Raw genomic sequence first — 12,714 nt, 5'->3', positions numbered from 1 at the left:
AATCAGCGTGCCAGCACCGGCGCGAGCACCTTCCCGGTGTGCGTACCGAGCCTGACCACGTCCTCGGGCGCCGCCGCCGCCACGATGCGACCGCCGCCCGAGCCGCCTTCCGGCCCGAGGTCGATGATCCAGTCGGCTTCGGCCATCACGTCCAGGTCGTGCTCGATCACGACCACGCTGTGGCCGCCGTCCACCAGGCGGTGCAGCACGCGGATCAGTTTTTCCACGTCGGCCATGTGCAGACCTACCGTGGGTTCGTCCAGCACGTACAAGGTGTGCGGCGCCTTCTGCCCGCGGCGGCCGATGTCGTCGCGCACCTTGCTGAGTTCGGTCACCAGCTTGATGCGCTGCGCCTCGCCGCCCGACAGCGTGGGCGACGGCTGACCCAGCGTGAGGTAACCCAGCCCCACGTCCTTGAGCAGTTGCAGCGGGTGGCTGATGGCGGGCATGCTGGCGAAGAACTCCACCGCCTCGTCCACCGCCATCTGCAGCACATCGCCGATGTTCTTGCCTTTCCAGGTGACGGCCAGCGTTTCGGGGTTGAAGCGTGCGCCGTGGCAGACCTCGCAGGGCACCTTCACGTCGGGCAGGAAGCTCATTTCGATGGTGCGCATGCCCTGCCCTTCGCAGGCTGGGCAGCGGCCTTCACCGGTGTTGAAGCTGAACCGGCCCGGCCCGTAACCGCGCGCCTTGGCCTCCAGCGTGTCGGCGAACAGCTTGCGCACCGTGTCCCAGAAACCGATGTAGGTGGCCGGGCAGGAGCGGGGGGTCTTGCCGATGGGCGTCTGGTCCACTTCGAGCACGCGGTCCACGGTCTCGCTGCCCAGCAGCTTGCTGCAGCCGGTCCAGGCGGGGCGCGCGCCCTCGTTGTCCCAGGACTGGCGGCCAGCGAAGGTGCTGCGCAGGGACACCGCCTCGGCCACGTTGGTGAGCAGCACGTCGCGCGCCAGCGTGGACTTGCCGGAGCCGCTGACGCCGGTGACGACCACCAGGCGCTTGAGCGGCACGGCCACGTCCACCTGCTGCAGGTTGTGCATGGTGGCGCCGCGCAGTTCGAGTTGCTCGGTCTCAGCGGTCACCGCACGGCGCGGCTGCAGCGGATGCTTCATCGCGTGCAGCAGGTAGCGGCCGGTCAGCGATTCGGCGCTGGCCGACAGATCGGCCACGCTGCCCTGCGCCACCACACGCCCCCCGCGTTTGCCCGCGCTGGGGCCGATGTCGATGATGTGGTCGGCGCGGCGGATGGTGTCTTCGTCGTGCTCCACCACCACCAGGGTGTTGCCCATGTCGCCGAGCTTGTGCAGCGCGTCCAGCAGGATCTGGTTGTCGCGCGGGTGCAGGCCGATGGTGGGCTCGTCCAGCACGTAGCACACGCCCTGCAGGTTGCTGCCCAGCTGCGCTGCCAGGCGGATGCGCTGCGCCTCGCCGCCGCTCAGCGTGGGCGCGCCGCGGTCGAGCGTGAGATAGCTCAGTCCCACCTCTTCGAGGAAGGCCAGACGACTCTCGATCTCGGGCAGCAGGTCGCGCGCGATGTCGGCCTCGCGCTGGCTCAAGCCTCCCTCGGCCATGAGCGCACGGACCTTCTGCCGCACCTCGCTGACCGACAGCCGCGCGATGTCGGTGATGCCGATGCCGCCGAACTTCACGGCCCGCGCCTGCGCGTTCAGACGTGTGCCTTCGCACGTCGGGCAGGCCTCGTCGGTCAGGTCTTCCACCTCAGGCTCGGCAAAGCTCTGTTCGCGCCCCTTCTGGTCGTCGTCGCGCACCGAATCGTCCAGCGCCTTGCGCTGCTCGCGCGAAAGCTTGACGCCGGTGCCCACACAGTCCGGGCACCAGCCGTGTTTGCTGTTGTAGGAGAACAGGCGCGGGTCCAGTTCGGGGTAACTGGTGCCGCAGACCGGGCAGGCGCGGGTGGTAGAGAACACCTCCAACTTGCCCAGACCTGCGGTGGAACGGCCTTCGGCCAGCGCAGGGGCCAAACCGTCCAGGTCGGTCAGCAGATGCAGCGTGCCCTTGCCGAGTTCAAGCGCCTTGGTCAGCTGCGTGCGCAGCCAGGCCTCGTTCGCCGGGTCCACCACACCGTCGGCCACGGGCAGTTCGATGGTGTGTTCCTTGAAGCGGTCGATGCGCGGGAAGCCGGTGGTGGGCAGGAACTCGCCGTCCACCCGCAGATGCGAGTAGCCACGCGGGCGCGCCCAGTCGGCCAGTTCGGTGTAGACGCCCTTGCGGTTGACCACCAGCGGCGCCAGCAGGCCGATGTGGCGGCCGCGGTAGCGCGTGAGGATGGCAGCCGCGATGCTTTCGGGGCTTTGCGGCATCACGGCCGCACCGTCGTGCACGCAGTGCTGGGTGCCCAGCTTCACGTAGAGCAGGCGCAGGAAGTGCCAGACCTCGGTGGTGGTGCCGACGGTGGACTTTCGCCCACCGCGCGACAGCCGCTGCTCGATCGCCACGGTGGGCGGGATGCCGTAGACCGCGTCCACCTCGGGCCTGCCCGCCGGCTGCACGATGCTGCGCGCGTAAGCGTTGAGCGATTCGAGGTAGCGCCGCTGCCCTTCGTTGAACAGGATGTCGAACGCCAGCGTGGACTTGCCCGAACCGCTGACACCGGAGATCACGTTGAACTTGCCGCGCGGAATGTCCACACTCAGGTTCTTGAGGTTGTGCTCCTTGGCGTTGACGATGCGCACCGCATTGCCGCCGGCCTGCGCGCGCCGCTTCTTCACCGCGTAGGCCGCCACCCGGTCACTGACCGTGTGCACCTTGTCCATGGCCGCGGCGTAGTCTCGCAGCGCCTTCGCGGTGTGGCTGGTCCGGTGTTCGCGCACCTCTTCGGGCGGCCCTTCGGCCACCACCAGCCCACCACCCGACCCACCTTCCGGGCCGAGGTCGATCAGCCAGTCGGCGCTGCGGATCACGTCCAGGTTGTGCTCGATCACGATCAGCGAATGACCCGCTTCGAGCAGCTTGCGCAGCGAGCGCATGAGCTTGGCGATGTCGTCGAAGTGCAGGCCGGTGGTCGGTTCGTCGAACAGGAACAGCGTGCCCTTTTTCGCCAGTGCCTGGCGGCTGGCCGCGCTGTTCTTGGCCGCCTCGGCCAGGAAGCCGGCGAGCTTGAGGCGCTGCGCCTCGCCGCCCGACAGCGTGGGCACCGGCTGGCCCAGCTTCACGTATTCCAGACCCACGTCCACGATGGGCTGCAGCACGCGGATGACCTCGCGGTCGGCCTTGAACAGCTCGGCCGCCTCGCTCACGGTCAGTTCCAGCACGTCGGCCACGTTGATCAGGCGCCCGCCGCGTTCGATGCGCACCTCCAGCACCTCGGGGCGGTACCGTTTGCCGTCGCAGTCCGGGCAGCGCAGGTAGACATCCGACAGGAACTGCATCTCCACATGCTCGAAGCCCGAGCCGCCGCAGGTGGGGCAGCGGCCATCGCCGCTGTTGAAACTGAATTTGGCTGCGGTGTAGCTGCGCTGGCGCGACAGCGGGGCGTCGGCGAACAGCGAGCGGATCGCGTCCCAGGCGCCCACATAGCTGACCGGGTTGGAGCGCGCAGTCTTGCCAATCGGCGACTGGTCCACGTAGACCACTTCGCTGAGGAAGTCGGCGCCCAGCAGGCGGTCGTGTGCGCCCGGCGTTTCGGTGGCCTTGCCGAAGTGGCGCAGCAGCGCGGGGGCGAGCACGTCCTGGATCAGCGTGGACTTGCCCGAGCCCGACACGCCGGTGACCACCGTGAGGCGCTGCAGCGGGAACTCGACGTAGAGGTTCTGCAGGTTGTGTTCGCGCGCGCCTTCGAGGATCAGGCGGGGCGTGCTGTCGGTGACCATGCGCTTGAAACCCATGCCCACGGTCTTGCGCGCGCCCAGGTAGGCGCCGGTCAGGGTGTCGGCGCTGCGGATGGCCTCGGGCGTGCCGTCGAACACGATCTGCCCGCCGCGCTCACCCGGGCCGGGACCCATGTCGATCAGGCGGTCGGCCGCCAGCATCACCGCCGGGTCGTGTTCCACCACCACCAGGGTGTTGCCAGCATCGCGCAGGCGCAGCATGGCGTCGTTGATGCGCGCCATGTCGCGCGGGTGCAGGCCGATGCTGGGCTCGTCCAGCACGAAGAGCGTATTGACCAGCGAGGTGCCGAGCGCGGTGGTGAGGTTGATGCGCTGCACCTCGCCGCCCGACAGCGTGCGGCTCTGGCGGTCGAGGGTGAGGTAGCCGATGCCGACTTCGCAGAGGTAGCGCAGGCGGGTGTTGATCTCTTCGAACAGCAGCTTGAGCGCCTGCTGCTCGCCGCCTTCGCCACCGCTGCCCGCCAGCGTGGCGGCCAGGTCCTCGAAGAAGCGCCGCAGGCTGGTCAGCGGCATCAGCATCAGGTCGTGCAGGCACAGGCCGGGCAGCGCTTCGAGCTGGCCACGCGACCACTTCACGCCGGTGGGCAAATAGCGCTTGTCCGCGGGCAGCACCGCATCGGCCTGCGCCTTCGTGCCGATGCGCCACAGAAGACTGTCGGTCTTGAGGCGCGCACCACCGCAGCTGGGACATTCGGTGTAGCTGCGGTACTTGGACAGCAGCACCCGGATGTGCATCTTGTAGGCCTTGCTCTCCAGGTACTCGAAGAAGCGCGCCACGCCGTACCACTGCTTGCCCCACTGACCGTCCTTGTAGCTGGGCGTGCCGCCGATGACCCACTGCTTCTGCTCAGGCGTGAGCTTGTTCCAGGGCGTGTCGCGCGGAATGCCGGACGCTTCCGCATGGCGCATCAGATCGTCCTGGCACTCCTTCCACGCGGGCGTCTGGAACACCTTGATCGCGCCGTTGCGCAGCGTGAGCTTTTGGTCCGGGATCACCAGGCCGTAGTCGACCCCGATGACGCGACCGAAGCCGCGGCAGGCCTCGCAGGCGCCCACGGCGGAGTTGAAGGAAAACGCCGAAGGGGTGGGTTCGGTGTAGCGGATGTCGCTTTCGGGGCAGTGCAGGCCGGTGCTGAAGCGCCAGATGTCGGGCTCGCCCTCTTCACGCAAGACATAGACCATCAGCTTGCCCGCGCCGCGCTTGAGCCCGGCCTCAATGGCTTCCATCACCCGCGCGGGCTCGGCGTTGCCCAGGCGGAAGCGGTCGGCCACGACGTCCAGCAGCTTGACCGCCTCGATCACCGGTTTGGCCTTCTTCCCTTTGGCCGGTGCTTCTTCCTTCGCCTCCCGCTGGACGGTGCGCTCGGCCTGCACCCGCGTGTAGCCGCTGGCAGAGAGCCACTGCTCCACCTCTTCGGGCGTGGTGGACGCAGGCAATTCGACCGGGAAGGTCACGACGAGCCGGGGGTCGCCTTGTTCTGAAGCTCTTCGTTGCAGTTCCGCAAAGATCGACTCCGGCGAATCGTGGCGCACCGGCAGCGCCGTTTCGCGGTCAAACAGGTTCGCGCCGCGCGCAAAGAGCAGCTTGAGGTGGTCGTTCAGTTCGGTCATGGTGCCGACCGTGGAGCGAGAGCTGCGCACCGGGTTGGTCTGGTCGATGGCGATGGCGGGCGGCACGCCCTCCACCTTGTCCACCGCCGGCTTGTCCATGCGGTCCAGGAACTGGCGCGCGTAGGCGCTGAAGGTCTCCACATACCGCCGCTGGCCTTCGGCGAACAGGGTGTCGAACACGAGGCTGGACTTGCCCGATCCGCTGGGGCCGGTGACCACCGTCAGTTCGCCGGTGCGGATGTCCAGATCGAGGTTCTTGAGGTTGTGCTGGCGGGCGCCCCGGATGCGGATCGTGCCGCCACCGTCTGCGGGCGCCTCGGCGGGAGACAGGGGTTCGTCGGCGGGGCGGAGATCGTCGGACATGCAGGCCTTCCTGAGAGGGAGCCGAACATTCTAGGAGCCGCACGTCGGGCTGTCCGGGGGCTACGTCATTCCCCCAATGCCGCGCCCCCATCCACTGCCTAGACTGGCACTTCCAAAGGAGACATACGAATGACCAACACAAAACACGTGCGCCGGACCCTCGGAGCCCTGGGCCTGACCGTCGCCATGACCTGGTCCGCAGCCGCCTGGTCTCAGATCCGCATCGGCCAGACCGCCGGCTTCAGCGGACCAGTGGCCGACGGGGTGAAAGAGACCACCGACGGCGCCAAACTGTACCTTGACGCGGTCAATGCCAAAGGGGGGGTCAACGGACAGAAGATCGAGCTGGTGTCGCTGGACGACAAGTTCGATCCCAAGCTGGCCGCTGAAAACGCCCGGACACTGGCCAACGACAAGGACGTGATCAGCCTGTTCCTGAACCGTGGCACACCGCACACGCAGGCGATCCTGCCGGTGCTGGCGGACGCCAAGCTACCCCTGGTCGGCCCCTCCACCGGCGCCATGGCGCTGCACAAGCCGGTCCACCCCTGGCTGTTCAACGTGCGCGCCACCTACCAGCGCGAGGCCGAGCGCGCGGTGCAGCACCTGAGCCTGATCGGCATGGACCGCATCGGTGTGGTGCATGTGGACGACAGCTTCGGTGCCGACCTGCTCGAAGGCGCCCAGAAGGGCTTTTCTTCAGTGAGCAAGAGTCCACTGTTCATCGAGAAGTTCGACCGCGCCAAATGGGACTTCAGCGCCATCGCCCCCAAAGTGGCCAGTTCGGGCGCCCAGGCGGTGCTGTTCATCGGCTCGGGCGTGGCGGTGGCCGATGGCGTGACCGCCATCCGCAAGGCCGGCTCGCGCGCCCAGATCATCACCAACTCCAACAACGCCTCTGCCGGCTTCGTGAAGTCGCTGGGTGCTCACGCCTCGGGCACCATCGTCACCCAGGTCTTCCCCTACGAGCGCTCGCTTTCGGTGGCGATGGTGAAAGAGGCGGCGGACCTGGCCAAGGCCAAAGGGCTGGAAGGCGTGAGCCCGGCGATGCTGGAGGGCTTCGCGGCGGCCAAGGTGCTGGTGGCGGGTCTGCAGCGTGCGGGTGCCAACCCGACCCGGGCCAAGCTGCGCGACGCACTGGAAGGGCTGTCCAAACTGGACATCGGCGGCCTCGAAGTCGGCTTCGGGCCGGCCGACCACACAGGTCTGGACTTCGTCGACCTCTCCATCATCGACAGCGGCGGCAAGTTCCGCCGCTGAGCACCCTCAGCCCAGGAACCCGAGGTTCCTGGTGCTGAAGTTGGTGAGGTTCGGCAGGATGGTGTTGAGCTGAGGGTCCGAGGCCCCGAACCAGCGCAGCAGGGTCGCCGCGTACTGGTCGACCGAGGTGGTGGGAATCCACCGCCCGTGCAGCTCCCAGGACGAGACCCCCACGTCGTTGGGGCCGCCAGCCACCAGTTCGGGGTAGATGCCGTAAACCGCCCCACCCTGCACCGCGCCGCCCATCACCAGGTGGTGGTTGCCCCAGGCGTGGTCGGTGCCGGAGCTGCTGTTGGGCACGAAGGTGCGGCCGAAATCGCTCTGGGTGAACAGGGTCACGTTGTTGCCCATGCCGATGGCCGCCATCGCGTTGTAGAAGCAGGCCATGGCGTCGGCCAGGCCTTGCAGCAGGCGGGCATGCACGCCGCTCAGGCTGTCCGCTGCGATCTGCTCGTTGTGCGTGTCGTACCCCCCCTGCTGGGCAAAGAAGATCTGCCGGTCGCCCTGCACGGTGGCACGCCCGGCCACCAGCTTGGCGATCTGGTAGAGCTGGCGGCCGAGGTCGGTGCTGATCACCCCCTGCGCATTGGTCAGCGGCGCGAAGGCCGTGTCGATCAGGGTCGGCGCCGCCGGGTTGGGCTCCACCCCGACGATGGCGCCCAACCGGGACGACACCTCGAACGCGGTGCGCTGCTGCTGCGCATAGGCGTCCAGCAGCACGTTGGAGCTGCCCAGGTTGCCCGGCTGGTACAGCGCCTCCAGCGCGGTCTTGCGGGCGACTGTGGGTGCCCAGGTGCCCTCCAGGCCTTCCACCCCGAAGGTGTCACCCGGTCCCGGCAGCACCAGGGGCGTGCCAAGGGCCGACAGACCGAAGTGGCCGTTGCCGCCCACCGAGATCACCGGGTTGGTGGTACCCAGGGTGTCGGTCGCACGGCCGCCCCAGCCGGTGCGTTCGAGTGAGCGGGCGCTGGACGCTTCCCACTCGATCTGCTGGTCCGAGTGCGAGAACAGGTTGTCCGGAATCAGCGGCGAGGTGCCCGGCAGGCTGCGGAACTCGGTCTTGGTCAAGGGACCGAAGAGCGGACCGACGTTGGCCACAGCGGCGATCTTCCGCGCGTTGCACACCGGCGCCAGCGCGGCCATGGACGGGTGCAGGCCCAGGTCCGTACCCGCCATAGACACCAGGCTGTTGCGCGGCAGGGCGAGAGGGCCGCGCACGGCGGCGTACTGGTTGTAGCGTGTGGTGTCGGTCGGTACCACCGTGTTCTGTCCGTCGTTGCCTCCGTACAGGAAGACACACACCAAGGCCTTGTAGCTGTCGGCCTGGGCCTTCACCGGGTTCTGCAGCAGGGCCGACAGGCTGCCCACCCCGAGGGCGCCCGCCAGGGAGGCGCCGCCCCAGCGAAGCCACTGTCTCCGGTCCATCGGCGCGCACTGCGATGCATGTTGTCTTTTCATGTCGATCACATCCCTTCAGCGGACCAGGTGGTACTGGGGCGAGGCGAACACCAAGAAGGCAGCCTGCCGCACCCGGTTGGTCCGGTCGCTGGTGGTCCGGGACGGAAACGCGTTGACGGCCGTGATCACCGCCGTGCGGGACCCCGCAGGCAACGGCTCGCCCAGCGCCAGCAAGGACAGCCGGTCCACGAGCCGGGCAGCATCGCCAGCATCCGATTCGAAGCCGCTGAGCTCCACCCGGGTGCCCACCGCGCCGGGCACGCTCGCGCTCGGACCGGAGCCGTTCCAGAAGATGAGGTAGTTGAGGTAGTTGATCCGGTTGAGCGCGGTGTTGGCGTTGTGGATACCGAACGCGGGCCCTACCAGGGCCGTCCCGGCCACGGGGTACTCGGGCGGGTAGAAGTTGAACACCGAGGGCGGGCGGAAAGCGTGCTGGCGCATGTCTTCGCCCCACCACCAGCCGAGCGCCTCGCCGTCGGTCCGGCCGTTGAGGGCCCGCAGCACACCGGTGAAGAGCTGGATGGGCTCGCGCAGCCGGCCCGCCGAGCTGGCCACTGTCGTGCTGCGGGCCTCCGCATCCAGCAGCACCGCGGCCACGGTGGCGGCGAGATCGCCTTTTCGTCCGGTGCCAAAACTGCCGTGTCGGCCGGTGTTGAATGCCCCGGCCACGCGCTGCACGTATGCAGGGCTCGGGTTGCTCGTCACCAGCTGCTGAATCAGGTGCCGGCTCACGAACGGCGCCACGTTCTGATGGGCCATGATGCTGTCGAGCACCGCCTCCAGCGCCACCGGCGCGGTGTTGCCCGAAGCCAGGCTCACCCCGGACAGCAAAGAGCGCGCTGCGGTGTTGTGGAACGAAGCCACCGACACCATGTCCCCGTCGTAGAACTGGCAGTTGGCGCCCCGAGGCCAGCAGCCCCATGGCGTCGCGCCCCCGGGAGGGTAGGTCCAGCCGGTGAGCGCGTGGGCATAGGCGCGCACACGCTCGTTGTCGTAGGTGGGCGTGCAGTTGCCACCCTGCAGCGAGCCATCCGGGTTGAGCAGGCAGGTGCCCAGCGAAAACAACTGCAGCAGCTCGCGAGCGAAGTTCTCGTTGGGTGCGTCCTTGTCGTTGTTGACATGGTCGAGGTAATCGCCCATGACCGGCGACAGGATGACTTTGCGCAGCAGGTCGCGGTAGTTGCCGAAGGCGTGGTCCAGCAGCATGTTGTGGTAATTGCGCAAGCCGTAGGTGCCGCTGACCTCGTAGTTGGACACCACCAGCATCTGCTGCAGCGCCAGCCCGACGCGCTGCCGCAGCTGGTCCCGGCCGGTCACCGCATGGCGGTAGAAGTCCCATACCAGAGGCGTGGACGAGTACCAGTCGCGCCAACACTGGTCACCCCGGGTGTCGCAGAAATCCACGCTCTGGCTGGTGTGCTTGTGCACAGCATTGGAACCACCGCTGGTGTAGCGGGATCGCGGATGTTGCACAGTGATGACCCCACGCACGCCGCTGGGGATGGTTCGGATGCCCTGGCGCGGCTCGCTCATCTGATCTGCGATCCAGCCCGCAGCCCCCCGCTCGCGAAGCTGCGCCACCAGCGATTCGCTGGGACCGAACGTCGCCTGGTTCGCCAACCGGACAGCGTCCACCTGTGTCATGAGCGCCTTGGGCGAGGAGAACGTGCGGGGACTGTCGGTCGACCCCTCAACCGTCGAGCGAAGGCTGGACCAGGTCGAGCCAGATGAGGCCGAGAAGCGGCCAGCGACGTCTTCGTAGTCACGGACTGCTGCTCCTTCCGCCTTCCGTGCCGACGCCTGATCGGCACTGTTTCCGGTTTCGCCGCCACCACCACACGCCGCAAGGGCTGCCATCACGACCAGCAGCGGCCACCGTAGCCAGGAGAGGCGGCGGCGCGGGGGGGCGGACAGTGCGATAGGGGGCTCGATGGCGTTCATGGGCCGCCAATGTAGGCGGCCGAACCCGGCCTGCGAAGGACCGGATTCGGCCGTTGTTACATTTTGTGAATTATTTACAGAACGTGACAATCACGTCGGCTGCACGCACACCAGGCTTGCCGCCTGACCGGAAAAGGCGTCCGCCGGGCGCTCAGTCCTTGACGATCAGAACCGGCAGGCGGGTGTGCGTCAGCACCTTCTGTGCCACGCTGCCCAGGACCAGCGCCTTGACGCCCTGGCGGCCGTGCGAGGCCATCACGATCAGGTCGCAGCCTTCGGCCTGCGCCGTCTCGATCACCCCTTCGTAGACCACGTTGCGCTCGATGGTGTCACCGGCGAATGGCACGCCTTCGGCCGCAAAGACCTTGCCCAGTGCATCCAGCGCCTGTCCGGCCACGCTGCGCGACTCGGCCAGATAGGCCTGCAAGCCGGCGGCCGACGCGTCACCGATGCCGATGTAGGGGAACGGGTCGATGACGTAGACGCCGATCACCTGGGCGCCTTGCGACTTGGCCAGCTGGACGGCGGTGGCAGCCGCACGCAGTGCCAGCGCGGAACCGTCGGTGGGGACGAGGATTTTCTTGAACATGTCGGATCTCCTTGTGGGTGAGCGCATTTCTCAGAGTGCCCGGGCGCAGGGACAGGCCCAGGACGGCATTCATATTAGTAGCATCCTGCGCCTGCGCCTCTGCGCAAGATCAACGAGGCTGCGTCAGGCCTTGCGCTGCACGCCCACCGGCAGGCGGTGCGCCGCCTCCCAGCCATCGCCCTGGAACCAGGCCGCACCGTCCAGGTATCCGCGCAGCATCGGCAGCGCGTCCAGCCCCCAGAACACCCGCCCGCCCGCCACCATGGAAGGCACGCCGAACAAGCCCTGCGCCAGCGCCTGCTCGGTGTTGTCGCGCAGCCGCTGCTTCACCACGTCGCTGTCGGGCCCGAACCAGGGCTTGTCGCGCTGTCGCATGTGGTCCTGCAACTGCGACTGCAGGGCTTGCAGGCGCGCGGGGTCGATCGGATCGGCACCGCCGTGCCAGACGTGATGGAACAGCCGCTCGGTCACGTACCGGTTGGTCTGGCCGGGCGCATCGTCGGTGGCGGTGCACAGCCCCAGGCGCAGCAGCGGCAGCGGGTTGAAGGGGTGCATGGCCGGCAGGTCCAGCCGCACGCCGTGGTGCTGCGCCAGCCAGAGCACCTGGCGGTAGGTCCAGTCGCGCTTGCCCGGGATCTCGGCCGGGCCGAGCTGCCCATGCGCCTTGAGCAGCGCCGCAAACAGCACCGGGCGGTAACGCACCAGCACACTCAGTCCTTCGAGGGCCTGGGGCAGCCGCTCGAAGGCCAGGTGGGCATAGGGCGAGATCGGGTCGTAGAAGAAGTCGATCTCGTGCAAGGTGGCGGACATGGCGGCGGAGAGGATCAGGTGATGGTGCGCGGCACCTGCCGCGACTCGATGCGCTCCCAGATCGCCAGTCGCTGTGCTTCACCGGCCTGACCCCAGCCGGCGATTTCTTCCACCGTGCGGTAGCAGCCGCTGCACAGACCGGTGGTCGCATTCATCCGGCAGACCGAGATGCAGGGCGAGGGCACCTCGGGGTCGAGGTGGCGCGCGCGCGCGTCCTCCAGGTTGATCAGCGGTTTGGGGCGCGGTGGCGGCGGGGCCTCGCGGCGCCCGAAGAGTTTCTTGAACATCTTGAAAAGCTCAGGGGGAAGGAGGCACTGTCACATCGTGCACCGGCGCGCCGGTGAGCCGCTTCAGGTCGTCGGGGCTCAGGCGGAACACACCGTGCGGATGGCCGGCCGCGGCCCAGACCACGTCGAAGCGGAACAGCTGGTCGTCGATCAGCGTGACCGGCTGCTCGGCGTGCGCCAGCGGCGACACGCCACCAATGGAGAAACCCGTCTTGGCCTTGACGAAATCAGCGTCGGCGCGACCGAGCTTGCCGCCGTCCGCGCAGACGATGGCCTGGACCTTTTTCTCGTCGACGCGCAGGTCGCCCGAGGTGATGACCAGCACGGCCGCATCGTCGCCGGACGGGTGGTTTTTGCGCCGGAAGATGATGCTCTTGGCGATCTGGCCCAGGGCCACGCCCAGCGCGTCGGCGGCCTGCTGCGCGGTGCGTGCCGCGTCGTCGAGCATCACCGGCGCATGCGGGTGGCCCAGAGCGGACAGGACCTCGGTCACGCGCAGCACGCCGGGTGGCAGGGGTTCGGAAACAGAGAGGTTCATGGCCGCCGATGG

At 68.0% G+C, this 12,714-nt stretch carries 8 protein-coding genes; 1 reads left to right on the top strand and 7 read right to left on the bottom strand.

The genetic code is table 11. The features are described from left to right. Positions 1–2 precede the first annotated feature (2 nt). On the bottom strand, positions 3–5,819 hold the full coding sequence (gene uvrA / locus ACFOPI_RS22110; protein ID WP_382178940.1) for an excinuclease ABC subunit UvrA: 5,817 nt from the start codon (positions 5,817–5,819) through the stop codon (positions 3–5). Between the two features lie 129 nt (positions 5,820–5,948). Between uvrA and ACFOPI_RS22105 the strand changes: the two genes are divergently transcribed. Further along, positions 5,949–7,079 (top strand): ABC transporter substrate-binding protein, encoded by a 1,131-nt coding sequence (locus ACFOPI_RS22105; protein ID WP_382178938.1) that lies wholly within the window; start codon positions 5,949–5,951, stop codon positions 7,077–7,079. A 6-nt stretch (positions 7,080–7,085) separates the two neighbouring features. On the opposite strand, the gene ACFOPI_RS22100 is transcribed toward ACFOPI_RS22105, so the two are convergent. The 6 genes from ACFOPI_RS22100 to ACFOPI_RS22075 all read right to left on the bottom strand — a co-directional run bounded on the left by ACFOPI_RS22100 (position 7,086) and on the right by ACFOPI_RS22075 (position 12,702). Beyond that, positions 7,086–8,537 carry a DUF1501 domain-containing protein gene (locus ACFOPI_RS22100; protein WP_382178935.1) on the bottom strand — a complete coding sequence of 484 codons (1,452 nt, stop codon included), beginning with the start codon at positions 8,535–8,537 and terminating at the stop codon, positions 7,086–7,088. 15 nt (positions 8,538–8,552) lie between these two features. Continuing rightward, positions 8,553–10,181, bottom strand: coding sequence for a DUF1800 domain-containing protein (locus ACFOPI_RS22095; protein ID WP_382178932.1), 1,629 nt, complete (start codon positions 10,179–10,181; stop codon positions 8,553–8,555). A 448-nt stretch (positions 10,182–10,629) separates the two neighbouring features. Further along, positions 10,630–11,067 carry a universal stress protein gene (locus tag ACFOPI_RS22090; RefSeq protein ID WP_382178929.1) on the bottom strand — a complete coding sequence of 146 codons (438 nt, stop codon included), beginning with the start codon at positions 11,065–11,067 and terminating at the stop codon, positions 10,630–10,632. A 123-nt stretch (positions 11,068–11,190) separates the two neighbouring features. After that, a complete protein-coding gene (locus tag ACFOPI_RS22085) occupies positions 11,191–11,877 on the bottom strand; it encodes a 2-hydroxychromene-2-carboxylate isomerase (RefSeq protein ID WP_382178926.1) in 687 nt (228 codons plus the stop codon). A 14-nt stretch (positions 11,878–11,891) separates the two neighbouring features. Further along, the gene (locus ACFOPI_RS22080; protein ID WP_382178923.1) at positions 11,892–12,164 is read right to left on the bottom strand and encodes a DUF1289 domain-containing protein; all 273 of its coding nucleotides are present in this window, start codon (positions 12,162–12,164) and stop codon (positions 11,892–11,894) included. Positions 12,165–12,174: 10 nt separating this feature from the next. Then, positions 12,175–12,702, bottom strand: coding sequence for a YbaK/EbsC family protein (locus ACFOPI_RS22075; RefSeq protein ID WP_382178921.1), 528 nt, complete (start codon positions 12,700–12,702; stop codon positions 12,175–12,177). Between the last annotated feature and the right edge of the window lie 12 nt (positions 12,703–12,714).

The sequence above is a fragment of the Hydrogenophaga luteola genome (assembly GCF_042648585.1).
Taxonomy (GTDB): Bacteria; Pseudomonadota; Gammaproteobacteria; order Burkholderiales; family Burkholderiaceae_C; genus Hydrogenophaga; species Hydrogenophaga luteola.
Note: the sequence above shows the minus strand (reverse complement) of the source record. Positions and strands in the feature narration are given on the sequence as shown.